A 17,432-nucleotide genomic window follows, 5' to 3' on the forward strand; every position below is an offset into this window, starting at 1 on the left:
GGCACGGTTGGTCCCCGGAAGGCAGCAGTGGGGACGGCGGTGATCGGCATTCCAGAGCACCAGCCAGTGACCGTGGAATCACCGGCCTGCCCCGTAGGGAGGCGGGCCGCCTCACCGCCGCGGTGCTCGGAGCTCCGGTCGGCCGTCTCCCGCGGAGGACGCCGGCTCCCGCCCTCGCCCTGTCGGCCGAGTCTCCGAGCGCTGTGCCACGCCCACCGTGCGGCACCGGCACGGTCACCGTGATCGGTGCGGGACCGACGGCCTCGGTACTGTCAGGGCGAGCCGCTCTCCTGCGCCGCCGCCACAAGGACGAGGGGGTGGATCGGCCGCGGGCGAGCAGGCGTCGGACCCCGCCATCATCAAGGCCGAGCTGCGGAATGCGCCGTTGGCGGCGCTGTGCGCCTGGATCACATGCAACGCGCCGATGCCCGGACTGCGGGACGCGTCGACGCCGTACGCGAACCCGCCGGGGAGGACCGCCTGCTGACCGAGGCGCTCGCCGACCGCCAGGGGTGGTAGTCGGGTGTGGTGCTGGAGCACAGGGTGGTGCATGGCGGGACGCGGGAGGCGCCGATCGAGGCGAGCCGGTCCACTCAACTCGTGGTGGCCGGTGCCCGGGGCGGAGGTGGCTTCGCCGGGCTGCCGCTCGGCTCGGTCAGGTCAGTCAGGTCCTGCCGGACCGCGCCCACCGCCCGGTCGCGCCGGCGCGGGGAGCGGAAGCGCATCACTGACGGGGTCCGGTACGAGATCCGCGGCCCTGTTCCGCCGTGCGGGCGGGCGGGGGGCCGCCGGCCGGGTGGGCGCGAAGCGGGCGAGGACGGGACCGCAGACGGCGAGCAGCATCACGTAGGTGGTGACCAGGGCTGCCAGGTGGCCCTGCGCGGGGGCGGCCAGCCCGATGATGACGACGGAGAATTCGCCGCGGGCGATGAGCGCGGTTCCGGCTCGCAGCCGGCCGCGGCTGCCCGCGCCCTCGCGCCCGGCGGCATACCATCCGGAGGCCACCTTGGTGGCGGCCGTGACCACGGCCAGCGCCGTCGCGGCGGGCAGCATCGGCAGCAGGTCAGCCGGATCGACGGACAGGCCGAGCGCCAGGAAGAACACCGCGGCGAACAGGTCGCGCAACGGGCTCAGCACGGTCCGGGCCCGGTCGGCGGAGGCCCCGGTCAGGGCGAGGCCGATCAGGAAGGCACCGACGGCGGCCGAGACGTGGATCATCTCGGCCAGGGCGGCCACGATCAGGGTGATGCCGAGAACGCGGAGCAGTACCTGCTCGGGGTCGGGGTGGGACAGGACCCGGCCGACATGATGGCCCCAGCGCCAGGACACGGCTATGGCCGCGGCGACGGCCGTCATGGCGGCCGCGACGGCGAGCAGCGCCTGCCACCAGGTGCCTCCGGAGGCGACGACGGCGAGCAGCGGCAGGTAGGCGGCCATCACGAAGTCCTCCACCACCAGGACGGACAGCACCGCGGGGGTCTCCCGATTGCCCAGTCGGCGCAGGTCGCCGAGCAGGCGGGCGACGATGCCGGAGGAGGAGACGTACGTGGCGCCCGCGAGCGCCAGAATGCCGCCGGAGTCCAGGCCGAGCAGCCAGCCGGCCACGGCGCCGGGAGTGGCGTTGAGGACGAGGTCGACGGCGGCGGAGGAACGGTGGCGGCGGAGGCTGACGGTGAACTCCTGGACGGTGAAGTCCAGGCCGAGGACCAGGAGCAGCAGGACCACACCGATGGCGGCGCCCGTGTCGACGAAGTCCCGGGCGGCCGGAACCGGGGCGAGCCCGCCGTCGCCCAGGGCCAGTCCGGCCACCAGGTACAGCGGCACGGGCGAGAGGGAGAAGCGCCGTGCGACCGTGCCGAGCAGGCTCAGCGCGGCCAGGATGACGCCCAGCTCCAGCAGCAGGGCGATGGGCGTGTGCACGGTTCAGCCCTGGACGATGCGCTCGACGCCGGCGATGCCCTCGCGGGTGCCGATCACCACCAGGATGTCTCCGGCCCGCAGTGTCCGGCCCGGTCCCGGGGAGGCGATCACGTCCTCGCCGCGGACGACGGCCACGATCGAGGCGCCGGTGCGGGTCCGGGCCCGGGTGTCTCCCAGGGGGCGGTCGGCGAACGGGCTGCCGGGACGTATCTCGACCTGACCCGCGTTCAGGCCGGGCACCTCGCGGGTCAGGTCGGCGAACCGTTCCGCGATGCGCGGGGCGCCGAGGATCTCGGCGAGGGTGTCGGCCTCCTCGCGGGTGAGCCGGACGACCGGGTGGGCCTCGTCGGGGTCGTCACCGGGATACACCACCACTTCGAAGTCGCCCGAGCGCTGGGCGACGACCCCGATCCGGTCGCCCTCGTGGTTGACGAACTCGTACCGCAGCCCCACTCCGGGCAACAGCACCTCGTTGATGTCCATGTGAACTTCCCGTCGTCACGCATCCGGATGTCCCGCGCGGGGCCGTGGTCCAGGCCCGCCGTGCACAGGCCTTCGGCAGGCGTCGCGGTGTGCTCGAGCCCTCGTACCGCAGATATCGGGTCCGCGCGCTGGTGATCAGTGTCCTGAGTACCAGGGGGAACCCGACAGGGCCGAGTGGCCCCCTGGGGTGGCCCGAGGGCCCCGGGCGTATCGGGCCGGCTGCACCGGACGCGGCGTCGCATGACGCGCGGCCACGGCGTCGACCAGCCCGCCCGAGCGCTCATCCTGCTTACCGCTCTCGAAGTGCCGCATCACAGCGGGATCGACCAGCGGAGCCGCTCCGGAATGGCCCGCCCTTCGGCGCCGTTCACCGAGATGACCGTGTCCTCCTCGACGACGGTGCCGCCCACGACGAAGCGACGCCCCCGCACTTCCACGGAGACCTCGGGCAGGTCGTCGGGGATGTGCTCGCGCCACCGGTGGAGACGGCCGCGCTCGCCGCTCCGGGACGCGAAGACGGCCAGGACCGCTCGCCGCAGCTGCTCGGCCGGGGACTGCGGGAAGTACTCCCGGGTCTCCTGGCGGATCAGCTTCCTGTAGATATCGCCGGGCCCAGCCAGGTCGGCCGTGTCCAGGTTCAAGTCGTCCGCCGCGCCCCGGGCAGCCTCGAAGCCCGCGAAGGCGTATTCAGACATGCCGGGCAGGTGAAACGGGCCCCGGAACGGACGGACAGCAGAAGCGGATCATCCGGCTGCCCACCCGCCGTCCGGCGGCTTTGCCCAGCACGTCGGATGACCGGAGATCTCGCGGCCAGGCCGTTCGGCTCGGCGCCGGTTCGGCGCCGGTGGCGAGAAAGGCGCGCCAGGCTTCGGCGGTGACGGTGAAGCCTGGCGGCACCGGCAGGCCCTCCGGGACATCTCGGCCAGGTCGGCGCCCTCGCCGCCGAGCAGGTCGGCCATGTCACGGCCGCCCGCGGAAAAGCCGTACACGTGACGGACCATGATGGTGTGCCCTTTCGTCCTGCTTCGCCAGGGAAGGTCACGGGGCTGGGTTGCGTCCGCCGCGCGTCGTGGCCGGTCGGCGGACGACGCACGGCGGACAGGTTCGGGGCGGGTCACATCTCGAAGACGATGCGTGCCTTGATCCGCCCGTCGAGGACGTCGGCGATGGAGTCGTTGACGGTGTCCAGCGGCCGGGTCTCGTAGATGACCCGGGTGCGTCCGGCGGCGTGCAGCTGGAACACCTCGTCCAGGTCCTGGCGGGTGCCGACGATGGAGCCGATGACAGAGGTGCCGTTGAGGACGGTGTCGAAGATCGGAACTTGGATGGTGCCGCCGGCGGGCAGGGCGACCATGACCAGCTTGCCGCCGCGCCGCAGACCGCCGTAGGCGGCGGCGAACGCCTGCTCGTCGACGGCCAGCGCGATCGCGGCGTGGGCGCCGCCGTGCTGCTTGAGCACTTCGGCCGGGTTCTCCTTGCGGGCGTCGATGAGGATGTCCGCGCCGAGCTCGCGGGCGAGTTCCAGCTTGTCGTCGGTGACGTCGATGGCGGCGACGGTGGCGCCGGCGATCTTGGCGTACTGCACGGCGAGGTGGCCGAGGCCGCCGACACCGGAGATCGCCACCAGCTGGGTCGGGCGGACTCCGGCGACCTTCAGGGCCTTGTACGTGGTCACGCCTGCGCAGGTCAGCGGGGCGGCGTCGCGCGGGTCGATGCCGTCGGGGACCGGAGCGGCGAAGTCGGCGGGGGCGAGCATCTTCTCGGCGTAGCCGCCGTCCACGCTGTAGCCGGTGTTGTGCTGCTGCTCGCACAGGGTCTCCCAGCCGGACAGGCAGTGCTCGCACCGCCCGCAGGCCCAGCCCAGCCAGGGCACGGCCACCCGCTGTCCGACCTCCAGGTGGGTGACCCCCTCGCCGAGCGCCTCGACGATGCCGACGCCCTCGTGGCCGGGGACGAAGGGCGGGGTGGGCTTGACGGGCCAGTCGCCGTGCGCGGCGTGGATGTCGGTGTGGCACAGCCCGGACGCCTCCAGGCGGATGCGGACCTGGCCGGGGCCGGGCTCCGGGTCCGGGCGGTCCTCGATCACCAGCGGCTCGCCGAAGGACCGGACGACTGCTGCCTTCATTTGATGCTCCTCTTGGTCGGTGCGATTCCAGGGTCGAACCGACCGCCCTGCGACGGCAGGTACTGGACGTCCCCATCGGTGGGGCCACCCGGCCTCGCCCCGAGCGGCATCCGGCCCCTCAGCCCTGAGGCACGACGGCGACCTGGGCGGCGGTGCGGTGCAGCACGGCGTGGTGGGCCACCGGCCCGATGCGCATACCGAGCGCCGGGCGGTGCACGCGGCGACCGACCACCACGAGTCCGGCGTGGGCGGCGCCGCGCGGTACGACTCCGGACGGACGGGCGAGTTCGACCGTGTGGGCGACCGGGACCTGCGGGTGCTGATGGCCCGCCTGCGCCAGAACCAGGAGCCGGAGCCCGAGCCGGACGCCCTGCCGGGGCTCACCGCCCGGAAGCAGGAGATCCTGGCCCTGATCGGCGAGGACATGACCAACCGTCAGATCGGCCGGCGGCGCCACCTCGCCGGGAAGACCGTCAAGAACCACATCTCCCGCCTGCTCGCCGAGCTCGGCGTCGAGCGGCGCATCCAGGCCGCGGTCATCGCCACGCAGACCCAGGACCGGCCGCGGCACGAAGCACAGTGAGCCTCCACAGGCAGCCCGAGCCCGCAGGGGGGCCGAACGTCCCTCAGTCCACCCCCGTGCGACCCAAGCCGGAACCCCTCCCCGGTCAGCAGGCTGGCGGCGCACCCGGACACCGCCGGGCAGCGCTGATCGGGAGGACGACGGACATGACCGTACGCGTGGCCATCAACGGCTTCGGCCGCATCGGACGCAATTACCTGCGCTGCGTGCTGGAGCGCGCGGAGGCCGGTACCGGCACACCGGTCGAGGTCGTGGCGGTCAACGACCTCACCTCGCCGGAGGCACTTGCGCATCTGCTGGCGTACGACTCGACCTACGGCCGCCTCGGCCGCACAGTCGAACACGACGACACCTCGATCACCGTCGACGGCCACCGCATCGTGGTGACCGCCGAGCGTGACCCGGCCGAGCTGGACTGGAGTGACCTCGGCGTGGACCTGGTCATCGAGTCGACCGGCCGCTTCCGCACCCGCGAGCAGGCCGGCCTGCACCTGGAGGCGGGCGCGCGCAAGGTGCTGCTGTCCGTGCCGGGCAAGGGCGTCGATGCCACGATCGTGATGGGCGTCAACGAAGGCACGTACGACCCGGAGCGCGACCATGTCCTCTCCAACGCCTCGTGCACCACCAACTGCGTGGCGCCCATGGTGAAGGTGCTCGACGAGCACTTCGGCATCGTCAAGGGCCTGATGACCACTATCCACGGCTACACCAACGACCAGGTCGTCCTCGACGGCCCGCACAAGGACCTGCGCCGCGGCCGCAGCGCCGCCGTCAACATCATCCCCACCAGTACCGGCGCGGCCCGCGCGGTCGGCCTGGTCCTGCCGGAACTGTCCGGCACCCTGGACGGCATCGCTGTGCGCGTGCCCGTCGAGGACGGTTCCCTGACCGACCTCAGTGTGGTCCTGGACCGGCCGGTGACCGCGGACCAGGTCAACGCGGCCTTCCGGGAAGCCGCCGACGGACCCCTGAAGGGCATCCTGCGCGTGTCCGACGCGCCGATCGTCTCCCGCGACGTCGTCGGCGACCCCGCCTCGTGCGTGCTCGACGCACCGCTGACGCAGGCGCACGGCGAACTGGTGAAGGTCTTCGGCTGGTACGACAACGAGTGGGGCTACACCAACCGGCTGCTCGACCTCACCGAGTACGTCGCCCGCCCGCTCCGACCGGCCTGATCAACCGGGCGGGGCCGAGAGCGGCATCTGCCCGTCGGCCCGGGCACACGACCCGCTCGGGAACCTCGCGCACCGTGGGCGCCGGCACACCGGTGCCCACGGTGCCTGCCGGTTCTCCGGCAGTTCCCCGACACCTCTCCCGGGCAAGGGACAAGAAGCCATGCGGGGCTGCTCACGTCGGCGGGGCCCGTCCCGATGAACGGTCTGCCGCGGCACCGGGCAGGTCGTCCACCACGGTGAACACGTGGTCCAGGCGCGTGATCCGCACTGCGCGCTACGCCGGTGGTGCGCCACGCACGAGCCGCAGGCTGCCTTCCCGGAGCGCGACATGGTTCTCGATCTGCACACGCAACGCAGTCCGCGGTATTCGCGGAATCGGGGCGGGCCCCAGGACTGACACGTGTGCGGGCCCGCTGTCGAAGGAGACCTACGCGTGCCGGTGACCCCGGTGGGCGTCGAACTCCGCCCAGGCCCGGTCCCACTGCGTCCCGCGACGCACTTCCAGCCGTACCCGGCCGCTCCACCAGCCACCCACGACCAGCACGCACACACCCGCCCCGGCCGCCGCGCCGAGGGCGGCTCCCTGGGACCTGGCCTGGGCGGGGGTGGGCGGGGCCGGATGAAGGCGGCCCGCGTCGTCGAGCCACACCGTGGTGGACGCGCCCGCCTTGCTGCCCGATGCCACCAGGGCCTCGCCGGTTCTCGGTGAGCCTTCGGGCGTGGTCCACCGCACGATCGCCCGCACATGGTCGTCTGCCGACCCGGCGAACCGGGACGGCGGCGCGGGAGCGTCCTCGACGAGGCGTGCGGCGGCGCGGTGCAGGCCCTGCGCCTGGTCGAGAGCGGAGCGCTCGCCGACGCCGGCCATCGCCACGCCCACCGCGGGCACCGTGAGCAGCAGGAGCACCGCTGTTGCGACGCCGATCCAGGCTTCGGCGACGTCGGAACGCCGCTTGAGCGGGTTGCGCCGCCAGCGCCAGCACCACACCCGGCCACTCTGTTTCAGCATGTGCGCATCCCTCCGGGCGCGACGGATCTGATCACCACACCGTTACGGTGACGGATCGGCGATCCATGGCGGCAGAGACCAACGGGGTCGTCTTGTGAGGGCCGGTCGGCCCCGTGGCGAAGGGCGGCCGGGGCCGGACTGCCGAACGGGCTGAACGCTCGACGTCTCGAACCGGGTCGTGCTCTCCGGATCCATCGCTTCACTCAGGCGCGACGTGCTCCCGGTCCGGGCACCGGCCGTCAGCCGTGATGGCCGTGACCCGCCCGGGGCGAGGCCGTAGCCCCTGGGCAGCTGGGTGGAGTGTCTGGAGCGGGTCCGAAGCCACATGGCCACGGCTGGTCATCGCTCATTCGGTATCGCCACCAGGAGAAGGAGGGCGCCTCGCGGACAACGCGCGCAGGTTGTGCGTGTGGCCTGCCTTCTCGGTGTCGTACAGGCCGCGAATGAGGCCGTACGGCCCTCGGCTCGGGGCCGGTCAACCCTCCTCCAGGTAGGAGTCGCGGCGCAGGGTTGACAGGGACGGGAGACAGCTCGGCCGAAGGAGCCGTGATGCAGACCAGGGAAGTCGACGCCACAGCCCTGCAGGCCCTGCTGGCCGCGGCGGTGGCGGCACCGTCGATCCACAACACGCAGCCCTGGCGGTTCGGCCTGGACCCGGACAGCCGGTCGATCGAGGTCCGTGCCGACCGGCGGCGGCGACTGCCGTTGGCCGACCCCGATCTGCGCGCCCAATACCTGTCGGTGGGCGCGGCCGTCTTCAACCTCCGGGTCGCCGCGGAGCATCTGGGCTGGGATCCCGTCGTCCGGCTGCTTCCCGCCGCAGACGATCCGGACCTGCTGGCCACCGTGCGACTGGCCGGGCCCGCCGCGGACGCGCGGTTGCCCCTGAGTCACTTGTACGAGGCGGTCGAGCGTCGCCACACGAGCCGGATGCCGTTCACCGGGCGCCCCGTTCCGGATCCGGTCGTGACCGAGATGATCGGCTCGGCCCGGGCCGAGGGCGCCCACTTGGACGTGCCCGACATCATCGGGACCCGGCGCCTGCTGCGCCTGACCCAGGCGGCAGAAGCGCGCAACGCCGTCCACCCGGCCCGTGCGGCCGAGGCGCGTACCTGGATCACCGCTCCGGGAACGGACGCCTCCTACGGCATCCCCTTCACAGCCCTGGGCCCGCGGGATGCGTCCGGGCGGATGCCGGTGCGGGACTTCACGGGCCGGCTGCCCGCCCCCCACCTGCCCGCCCTGCGTTTCGAACGTCACGCTCAGCTGGCCTTGCTGTGGACGTCCCACGACCGGCGGGAGGACTGGCTGCGGGCGGGGCAGGCACTGGAGCGCGTGCTGCTCACGGCGACCCGGAGCGGCGTGCGCACGTCGATGCTGCACCAGGCGATGGAGTGGCCGGACCTGCGGGCGGCGACGGCCGGATCGAGGCGGCGGTGCTGCCCGCAGCTGCTGATCCGCTTTGGGTACGGCCCGGAAGGCGGCCGCATGCCCCGCGCGTCCGCGGATCCCGCACCCGCTTCCGGATAGCGGCGGCTTGCTGCGGGCCGCACTTCACGGGGTGCCGCGCAGTCCCCTGAGTTCGCGTCCGGTGACCATCTCCGACTCGATCCGTACGATCACCGGGTCCTCCAGGGGCATCCAGGACGTGGGGCCGGCCTGCGACAGCCGCTCGTGCTCGGCGGGATCGGTCACCACGGTGGCCCGGCCGGTGACGACGACGCTCCAGCCGGACCGGGTCGCGGCGTCGAACTCGTCCGCCTCGAAGGCGACGACGACACCGTCGATGGCGCGGACGAGGTCCGAGTCCGGCGAGGTGCGCAGCAGGACGGCGGAATCCGTGTCCAGGGAGAAGTTGACAGGAAGGACCGCGGGCAGTGCCTGCCGGGTGTAGACCACGCGGCCGACCGGCACCTTGGCGAGCAAGCGCAGGCACTCCTGCCGATCGAGTGCGCGAAAAGCGTCGTTCTTGGACATCAGCCCATCGTCTCCGCAGGTTGGGGCACAAGGCTAGGGCCGATCGGCCCTAGCCCCTTCGCGGTCGCGGCGACAGCCGATCGCGGCCGTTGTTCCGCCGTTGTTTCGCGGAGACCGGGCCGGTGAGCCGGTGCACCTGGTTGTGCGGAGGGACGGCCGGGTCCGCACCCGGAGAACGTCCGTCCGCCGGTAGGGACCCATGGCCCACCCCGCAGGCGAAGCCGGATGCGGCCGGACCGATCACTATGCGAACGGGTGCCCGAGCTGCCCGGGGGGCGCCACGCAGCAACACCGCTCGCTCCGGCGGCGTCGTCCACTCGGTCAGCCGCTCGCCCAGCACGGACGCCGGCTCGCACCCCGGCGATGACAGCCGCCACAAGCCCAGTGCCTCCCTCAGCGCGACCGCGATACAGATCGACACGGTCACCAGCACCAAGTTCCTGACGTGTTCCGCACGCTGCTTCACCGACCTTCCTGCCTCGGTCCGCGATACGCCCGGGGCACCGGTCCAGGGCCGTAGCCGGCTCGCCGGGCTCGGCCGGATGTCCCAGCCGTTCCAGCTCGGGCGGCAGCGACCTGCTGGACACCTGCTGTCGGGACCAATGGGCCAGGTGCGGGCCTTGTGGCCGATGACCATGGTCGTGGTGGCGCGGAAGGATCGTTCCCGGATCGACCGATCCGCAGTGAGCCCAGCAAGGAGCGCGCTCATGTCCACCACCCCACGGAGCGGTTCAAGACCGGCTCCGGCTCCCACGGCGGCACTCGGCCTGCCTGCCGCGTCCGCCCTGGTGATCGGCAGCATCATCGGTACCGGAGTCTTCGCCCTGCCGACCGCCCTCGCGCCGTACGGGCCGATCTCGCTCGTGGCGTTCGTCCTCGTGACGCTGGGCGCGCTGGCGCTGGCGGTGACCTTCGGTTCCCTGTCGAAGCGGGTACCGGCCAGCGGCGGGCCGTACGTCTACGCGCGGGAGGCCTTCGGCGAGTTCGCCGGGTTCCTCAACGCCTGGTCGTACCGGATCACCGCCTGGGCCGGGAACGCGGCGATCGTGGTGGCCTGGGTCGGGTATGTCGAGGCTCCGACCTGGCGACCGCCCTCGCCGAGGCGCTCGACCTGGACAAGGTGCGGATGCTGTCCGCACCGCAGGACATCCGCAACGCCGAGCGCGAGCAGTGGGACGACGGCAGCAACTTCCTCGCGCTCTCCCCGGGCGTCGTCGTCGGCTACGAGCGCAACGTCACCACCAACACGTACCTGCGCAAGCAGGGCATCGAGATCGTCACCGTCGCCGGCGCCGAACTCGGCCGCGGCCGGGGCGGCCCCCGATGCATGAGCTGCCCGATCGAACGCGACCCGGTCGCCTGAGCGCACCGCCGGAAGGACCCGTCATGACCATCGACCTGCGAGGCCGCTCCTACCTGAGCGAACTCCGACGACGTCTTCGCCTCGCCCGCCTCGATCGTCTTCGACCAGGCGGAGAACCGGCTGCACACCATCAAGGCCGTACTCGTCGCCACCCTGGAGGACTGAGCCATGCGCATCGTCGTCGCCCTCGGCGGCAACGCCCTGCTGCACCGCGGGGAACGCCCCGACGCGGACGTCCAGCAGACCAACATCGACCGTGTCGCCACCGCGATCGCCGCCCTCGCCCAGGAGCACGAGGTCGTCGTCACCCACGGCAACGGCCCCCAGATCGGCCTGCTCGCCATGGAGAGCGCCGCCGACCCCGCCCTCACCGCCCCGTATCCGCTGGACCTGCTCGGCGCACAGACCGAAGGCATGATCGGCTCCCTGCTCGCCCGCACCCTGCGCAACGCGCTGCCCGGACGCCGGATCGCCGCGCTGGTCACCCACACCCTCGTCCGGGCCGACGATCCGGCCTTCGGGCGGCCCACCAAGTTCGTGGGCCAGGTGTACCTCCGGAAGCCGGCCGAAGCGCTCGCCCGCCGGTACGGCTGGCACATCGCCAAGGACGGCACGGGCTGGCGCCGTGTCGTCCCCTCACCGGCGCCCGAGAGGATCGTGGAGACGGAGACCGTCCACGAGCTCCTCCTCAGCGGCACCCTGGTCGTCTGCGCCGGCGGCGGAGGCGTCCCGGTCACCGCCGACAAGGACACCGGCGCGCTGACCGGAGTGGAGGCGGTCGTCGACAAGGACCTGACCGCCGCCCTGCTCGCCGAGGACCTCAAGGCCGACTTCCTGCTCATCCTCACCGACGTGCCGTGCGTCTACGACGGCTACGGCACCCCCGGTCAGCATCCCGTCCTCGACGCCACCCCCGCCGACCTGCGGCGCGGCGGTTATCCCGACGGCTCGATGGGCCCCAAGGCGGAGGCGGCCGCCCGGTTCGTGGAGCGTACGGGCGGCCTGGCCGCGATCGGCGCGCTGGACGCGGCGTACGAGATGGTCCACGGCCGGTCCGGAACGCTCGTCCGCCCGGACCTGGCCGTCGGCTGACGGCCGCCCCGGGGATGACGACCCGCTCGGACGTACCCGCGTCACCCGGGGCACGAGCACACGCGGCCGCCGCCCGGGCCCGTGCACCGTCCTTCAGCCACGAGGCACGGTCACCGACGAGCGTCACCGAGCCCGATTGCCGGGCAGTGCCGCCCGGTTCGCGGGTACCGGTGTCCGTTCTCCGCGGTTCCACGCCCGTCCTTCCGTGGGCATCGGTCCACGACTGCCGCCCGGTTCACGGCGTCAGCGGGGGCCGGGACGGCGTCCGTGTCGGCCTACGTCCTCGCCTGTCTTCGCCTGCTCACCGGATTCGTCTTCAAGGGCGTCCTCCGGGTTCCCGACGCCCCGATCGTCTCCCGCGACGCCGTGGGCGACCCGGCCTCGTGCCTCCCGGACGCGCCGCTGACGCACGCGCACGGCGAGCGGGTGAAGGCCTTCGGCCGGATACGACAACGAGTGGGGGTGCACCCGCCGGCTGCTCGACCTCACCGACTACGCCGCCGCTCGGACGGCCCCCTGCTGATCAGCGCCTCGCGAGCTTCTCATGGCGGCGCAGCGTTCCCGTATCCTCCTCTGGTGCTGGCCGCTACAGCGGCAGGAAGAGTGGAGCGGCTCGGCAGTCGGCTGCAGATGACGATCGGGAGGATCAGCGGTGGGAAGCCCTGAGGGTGATCAGGCCCGCATTCGGCTGCCCCAGCTGAGGCTGGACGAACTGCTGGAGGAGCTGCAGGCCCGCCTGGACGCGGCCCGCGGTACCCGGGACCGGGTGCACAGCCTGCTGGAGGCGGTGCTGTCGGTCGGCCGGGAGCTCGATCTGGAACAGGCGCTGCACAGCATCGTGGAGGCCGCGGCGGCTCTCGTGGACGCCGAGTACGCCGCGCTCGGCGTGATCGGCCCGGACGGGCGGCGGCTGTCGGCCTTCCACACGGTCGGTGTCAGTGACGAGCAGATCGCCCGCATCGGCCCGTTCCCGGAGGGACACGGCATCCTCGGTGAGCTGATCCGCCGTCCCGAACCGCTGCGCCTCGCGAGGCTCTCGGAACATCCCGCCTCCTACGGCTTCCCGGCGAACCACCCGCCGATGAACTCCTTCCTCGGCGTCCCCATTCGGGTGCGCGACCAGGTCTTCGGCAATCTGTACCTGACCGAGAAACGTGGCGGGCTGCAGTTCGACGAGGAGGACGAAGCGGTGCTCGCCACGCTGGCGGTGGCCGCCGGCGTCGCCATCGACAACGCCCGGCTGTACGAGGAGTCCCGGCTGCGCGAGCGCTGGCTGCAGGCCAGCGCTGCGATCACCCACCGTCTGATGTCCGGTGACGCCCAGGGCGATGTCCTCGGACTGGTCGCCGAACAAGCACGGGAGATCACCGGAGCGGCCCTTGCCGTGGTGGCGATACCGATGACGGGCACCGACTCCCTCGCGGTGGAGCTGGCCATCGGCGATGAAGCGGAGGCGCACCGGGGGCTGGTGCTGCCGACGGAGGGCAGTCTCATCGGCCGGGCTTTCGCCGAGGGAGCCCCGGCGACCAGCGCGGACATCGGACGCGACGAGCGGATCGCGGCCGGTGCGCCGCGCTTCGCCGGTCTCGGCCCGGCGGTGGCCGTACCCATCGGCTCGGGCGAGGGCGCGCGCGGTGTGGTGCTTCTGGTACGGGAAGCGGGCGGGCGCGAGTTCGCCGAGAAGGAGATGCAACCGCTGCAGGTCTTCGCCGCGCAGGCCGCCGTCGCCATGGAACTGGCCGAGCGACGCCGGGACGCCGAGCACATCGCCCTGCTGGAGGACCGTGACCGGATCGCCCGGGATCTGCACGACCTGGCCATCCAGCGGCTGTTCGCCACCGGCATGACGCTGCAGAGCGCGGGCCGGTTCATCGAGCACACGGAGGCTTCACAGCGTGTGCTGAGGGCGGTGGACGACCTCGACGAGACCATCAAAATCATCAGGTCGACGATCTTCGGCCTCCGCGCCCGGCACGACGAGGCGGCCCCCGGTCTGCGGTCCCGGGCGGTACGCGTGGTCGGTGAGGTCGTACCGGTCCTGGGCTTCTCGCCCAGCGTCCGCATGGAAGGGCTGCTCGACACACATGTCCCCAAGGAGATCGCCGACCACGTCGTGGCCGTCCTCTCCGAGTCCTTGACCAACATCGCCCGGCATGCTCATGCCGATCACGCCGAGGTGGTGCTGGAGACCGACGGCAACGAGGTGCGCCTCACGGTCACGGACAACGGCGTGGGCATTCCGGCGGAGGGCCGCCGCAGTGGCCTGGCCAACATGGCGGAACGGGCGAGGAAGCTCAACGGGGACATGCAACTCGCCGACCGTGAGGGCGGAGGCACCCGGCTCGTATGGCACGCCCCGGTGTGCGGGACGCAGGCCCCGCCGGCGGGCTGACCACGGCCCGGCGGCGAAGCCACCCGGAACGGAACCGGCCCGGGCCGACTCGCCGAGGCGCTGCCGCGGAGCACGGGCCGCCGCCATGGCCATCGTCAGAGAGGAGTCGAGACGGCGCAGTAGGTCGAGAGGCACCGGCCGCGGCCGCTGGAGCGAGCGGAACTTGCCGGGCCGGGGTACGTGGAGGCCGACCGGCTCCGGGGGACTGGTGCCCGGCCCGGCCGGGTCGGCTTGCGTTCGTCGGTTCTCCTTCGCAAGAACGGCGAGGAGCGGGCATCGGACCGGCTCCGCTCCTCCGCCGTCCGGTGCGGACGCCGGGCGCCTTCACTGCCGCGGGCCGCCGCACCACGGAGGCGGCGTGGCCGTCCTGCGGGCCACGTCCCGGCGGTGCGCGGCGCGTTCCGTGCGGCCGCGCAGCCGGTCCTGCAGCCGGTCGGCGAGGGCGATGTCCTCGACAGCCATGTGGTCCACTCCTTTTGATCGTTCCGGCAGCCTCAAGACTGCTGCGCACCGCGCCCCGGCCCCAGGGCCGGCAGACCCCCGGGCCCGGGGCCGACGGTCCCGCCTCACCTGCTGTCGCTCATCTCGGTGCCCTCCAGGGCGGCCCGACCGGCCTCCAGCCGCGCCACCGGAACCCGGAACGGCGAGCAGGAGACGTAGTCCAGGCCGGCGGTGTGGAAGAAGTGCACCGAGTCGGGGTCGCCGCCGTGTTCGCCGCATACGCCGATCGTCAGGTCCGGCCGGGTCGCGCGGCCCTCGGCGACGGCGATCCGGACCAGGCGGCCCACGCCGTCGATGTCGAGCGTCTCGAACGGGGATACGGGGAAGACGCCCCGGTCGAGGTAGGCGGAGAAGAACTCCGCCTCGACGTCGTCGCGGGAGAAGCCCCAGGTCGTCTGGGTGAGGTCGTTGGTGCCGAAGGAGAAGAACTGCGCCTCCTCGGCGATCCGGCCCGCCGTCAGCGCCGCCCGCGGCAGCTCGATCATGGTCCCCACCGGGCAGGTGACGGGGACGCCGGCCGCGGCGGAGACGTCGGCCAGCACGCGTTCCACCTCCTCGCGCACGATGAGCAGTTCGCGGACGTCCCCGACGAGCGGGACCATGATCTCTGCCCGGGGCGTGCCGCCGGCCCGTGTCCGCTCCACCACGGCCTCGCCGATCGCCCGGACCTGCATGGCGACCAGACCGGGCACCAGCAGGCCGAGGCGCACGCCCCGCAGCCCGAGCATCGGGTTCTCCTCGTGCATCCGGTTCACCGCGGCCAGCAGTTCGGCGTCGTGCGGGTCCGGCAGGTCGCCGCGGGCCTCGGCGGCGGCGGTGCGTACCGCGAGGTCGGTGCGGTCGGGCAGGAACTCGTGCAGCGGTGGGTCGAGGAGCCGGATGGTGACGGGCAGGCCGTCCATCGCCTTGAGGATGGCGGTGAAATCCTGCCGCTGGAGCGGCAGGAGGGCCGCCAGGGCCCGTTCGCGCTCGGTGTCCGAAGAGGCCAGGATCATGTCCTCGACCAGCTGGCGGCGCTCGCCGAGGAACATGTGCTCGGTACGGCACAGGCCGATGCCCTGCGCGCCGAACCGGCGGGCGCGGGCGGCGTCCTCGGGAGTGTCGGCGTTGGCCCGCACCTCGAGCCGTCGCACGGCGTCGGCCCGGGCCAGCGCGCGGGCCACCGCGTCGACGACCCCCACCGCCCTCTCGTCGGTGTCGCCGTTCTCCAGGAAGCGGTCGGTGTCACCGCTCTCCAGGAAGCGCATGACCGCCGAGTCCACCAGCGGCACGGAGCCCGGATACACGGCTCCCGCGCTGCCGTCCACGGACAGGACCGTGCCTTCCTCGACGACGGTGCCGTCCGGAGTGGTGAAGCGCCGCGCCCGGACGTCCACGGAGAGCTCCTCGGCACCGCACACGCACACCTTGCCCATGCCGCGGGCCACCACGGCGGCGTGGCTGGTCTTGCCGCCGCGGCTGGTGAGCACGGCCTGGGCGGCGATCATGCCGGGCAGGTCGTCGGGGGTGGTCTCCTGGCGGACGAGGACGACCCGCTCGCCGGCCGCGGCGCGCCGTACGGCCTCGGCGGAGTCGAAGACCGCCGCACCCACCGCGGCACCGGGGGAGGCCGGGACTCCATGGGCGAGCGGAGCGCCGGTCGCCGAGGCGTCGAAGCGTGGGAACATCAGCCGGGCCAGCTCCTCGCCGCTCACCCGGGCGAGGCCCTCGTCCGGGGTGATGACTCGCTCGTCGGCCAGTTGCGCGGCGATGGCGAAGGCGGCCTCGGCGGTGCGCTTGCCGACCCGGGTCTGCAGGATCCACAGCGTGCCGCGTTCGATGGTGAACTCGATGTCGCACAGATCCCGGTAGTGCCGCTCCAAGGTCCGCAGGTGCTCGCGCAGGAGGGCGTACGAGCCGGGGTCCAGACGTTCCAGCTCGGTCAGGGGCACGGTGTTGCGGACGCCGGCGACGACGTCCTCGCCCTGGGCGTCGGCCAGGTAGTCGCCGTACGGGCCGGGGCGTCCGGTGGCCGGGTCGCGGGTGAAGGCGACGCCGCTGCCGGAGTCGGGGCCGAGGTTGCCGAAGACCATGCGCTGTACGGTGACGGCGGTGCCCAGGTCGTCGGGGATGTGCTCGCGCCGCCGGTACAGGCGGGCCCGCTGCCCGTTCCAGGACGCGAAGACGGCGAGGACCGCCCGGCGCAGCTGCTCGGCGGGGCACTGCGGGAACCAGTCGCCGGTCTCGTCGTGGATCAGGTTCTTGTAGATCTCCACCAGCCGGGCGAGGTCAGCGGCGCCCAGGTGCACGTCGTCCGGGATGCCGCGCACGTCCTTCAGCAGCGCGAGTTCCCCCTCGAACAGAGCGGCATCGACGCCCATGACCGTGCTGCCGAACATCTGGAGCAGGCGCCGGTAGGAGTCCCAGGCGAAGCGTTCGCTGCCGGAGACCTTGGCCAGGCCCAGGACGGAGTCGTCGTTCAGGCCGATGTCGAGGATCGTCTCCATCATGCCGGGCATGGAGAACCGGGCGCCGGAGCGCACCGACACCAGCAGCGGGTCGTCCGGCTGCCCCAGTCGCCGGCCCGCGGCGGCCTCCAGGGCCGCCAGGTGGTCGGAGACCTCCCGCCACAAGCCCGCGGGCTCGCCACCGGTGGCGAGGAAGGCCCGGCAGGCCTCGGTGGTGAGGACGAACCCCGGCGGGACGGGCAGCCCCAGCCGGGTCATCTCGGCCAGGTTCGCTCCCTTGCCGCCGAGCAGGCCGGCCAGGTCACGGCCGCCCTGCGTGAAGTCGTACACATAACGCACCATGACGCCGCGCTCCTCAGCTATGG

At 72.7% G+C, this 17,432-nt stretch carries 11 protein-coding genes and 6 pseudogenes; 9 read left to right on the forward strand and 8 right to left on the reverse strand.

Going from position 1 to position 17,432, the window contains the following annotated elements:
* Positions 1–660: 660 nt before the first annotated feature.
* The 4 genes and pseudogenes from IE242_RS22395 to adhP all read right to left on the reverse strand — a co-directional run bounded on the left by IE242_RS22395 (position 661) and on the right by adhP (position 4,528).
* On the reverse strand, positions 661–1,920 hold the full coding sequence (locus IE242_RS22395; protein ID WP_189862003.1) for a cation:proton antiporter: 1,260 nt from the start codon (positions 1,918–1,920) through the stop codon (positions 661–663).
* 3 nt (positions 1,921–1,923) lie between these two features.
* Positions 1,924–2,403: a cation:proton antiporter regulatory subunit gene (locus IE242_RS22400; protein WP_189862005.1), complete on the reverse strand. Its 480-nt coding sequence runs from the start codon at positions 2,401–2,403 to the stop codon at positions 1,924–1,926.
* A gap of 449 nt (positions 2,404–2,852) precedes the next feature.
* A pseudogene (locus IE242_RS37880) lies at positions 2,853–3,404 on the reverse strand (PEP/pyruvate-binding domain-containing protein); the annotation flags it as partial.
* Between the two features lie 113 nt (positions 3,405–3,517).
* A complete protein-coding gene (adhP, locus tag IE242_RS22410) occupies positions 3,518–4,528 on the reverse strand; it encodes an alcohol dehydrogenase AdhP (protein ID WP_189862010.1) in 1,011 nt (336 codons plus the stop codon).
* Positions 4,529–4,847: 319 nt separating this feature from the next.
* Here adhP and IE242_RS22420 point away from each other — a divergent pair.
* A pseudogene (locus tag IE242_RS22420) lies at positions 4,848–5,111 on the forward strand (helix-turn-helix domain-containing protein); the annotation flags it as partial.
* 146 nt (positions 5,112–5,257) lie between these two features.
* A complete protein-coding gene (gap, locus tag IE242_RS22425; RefSeq protein WP_189862018.1) occupies positions 5,258–6,286 on the forward strand; it encodes a type I glyceraldehyde-3-phosphate dehydrogenase in 1,029 nt (342 codons plus the stop codon).
* A gap of 427 nt (positions 6,287–6,713) precedes the next feature.
* On the opposite strand, the gene IE242_RS22430 is transcribed toward gap, so the two are convergent.
* Positions 6,714–7,295, reverse strand: coding sequence for an Rv1733c family protein (locus IE242_RS22430; RefSeq protein WP_189862020.1), 582 nt, complete (start codon positions 7,293–7,295; stop codon positions 6,714–6,716).
* Between the two features lie 549 nt (positions 7,296–7,844).
* Here IE242_RS22430 and IE242_RS22435 point away from each other — a divergent pair.
* Positions 7,845–8,825, forward strand: a complete 981-nt coding sequence (locus IE242_RS22435; protein ID WP_189862022.1) for an Acg family FMN-binding oxidoreductase — start codon at positions 7,845–7,847, stop codon at positions 8,823–8,825.
* A gap of 24 nt (positions 8,826–8,849) precedes the next feature.
* On the opposite strand, the gene IE242_RS22440 is transcribed toward IE242_RS22435, so the two are convergent.
* Positions 8,850–9,272: a pyridoxamine 5'-phosphate oxidase family protein gene (locus tag IE242_RS22440; RefSeq protein WP_189862024.1), complete on the reverse strand. Its 423-nt coding sequence runs from the start codon at positions 9,270–9,272 to the stop codon at positions 8,850–8,852.
* Between the two features lie 788 nt (positions 9,273–10,060).
* On the opposite strand from IE242_RS22440, the pseudogene IE242_RS22450 reads away from it, so the two are divergent.
* The 6 genes and pseudogenes from IE242_RS22450 to IE242_RS22470 all read left to right on the forward strand — a co-directional run.
* Positions 10,061–10,345 (forward strand): annotated as a pseudogene (locus IE242_RS22450) (amino acid permease); the annotation flags it as partial.
* 5 nt (positions 10,346–10,350) lie between these two features.
* Positions 10,351–10,635: pseudogene (locus IE242_RS22455) on the forward strand (arginine deiminase family protein); the annotation flags it as partial.
* A gap of 63 nt (positions 10,636–10,698) precedes the next feature.
* A pseudogene (locus IE242_RS22460) lies at positions 10,699–10,800 on the forward strand (ornithine carbamoyltransferase, subunit I); the annotation flags it as partial.
* Positions 10,801–10,803: 3 nt separating this feature from the next.
* Positions 10,804–11,727 (forward strand): carbamate kinase, encoded by a 924-nt coding sequence (locus IE242_RS22465; RefSeq protein WP_189862026.1) that lies wholly within the window; start codon positions 10,804–10,806, stop codon positions 11,725–11,727.
* A gap of 318 nt (positions 11,728–12,045) precedes the next feature.
* A pseudogene (locus IE242_RS37885) lies at positions 12,046–12,250 on the forward strand (type I glyceraldehyde-3-phosphate dehydrogenase); the annotation flags it as partial.
* A 129-nt stretch (positions 12,251–12,379) separates the two neighbouring features.
* Positions 12,380–14,119, forward strand: coding sequence for a sensor histidine kinase (locus IE242_RS22470; protein WP_189862028.1), 1,740 nt, complete (start codon positions 12,380–12,382; stop codon positions 14,117–14,119).
* Between the two features lie 324 nt (positions 14,120–14,443).
* On the opposite strand, the gene IE242_RS22475 is transcribed toward IE242_RS22470, so the two are convergent.
* The gene (locus IE242_RS22475; RefSeq protein WP_189862030.1) at positions 14,444–14,581 is read right to left on the reverse strand and encodes a hypothetical protein; all 138 of its coding nucleotides are present in this window, start codon (positions 14,579–14,581) and stop codon (positions 14,444–14,446) included.
* Positions 14,582–14,685: 104 nt separating this feature from the next.
* A complete protein-coding gene (gene ppdK / locus IE242_RS22480; RefSeq protein ID WP_189862032.1) occupies positions 14,686–17,409 on the reverse strand; it encodes a pyruvate, phosphate dikinase in 2,724 nt (907 codons plus the stop codon).
* Between the last annotated feature and the right edge of the window lie 23 nt (positions 17,410–17,432).

The organism is Streptomyces poonensis (assembly GCF_014650915.1).
Classification (GTDB): Bacteria; Actinomycetota; Actinomycetes; order Streptomycetales; family Streptomycetaceae; genus Streptomyces; species Streptomyces poonensis.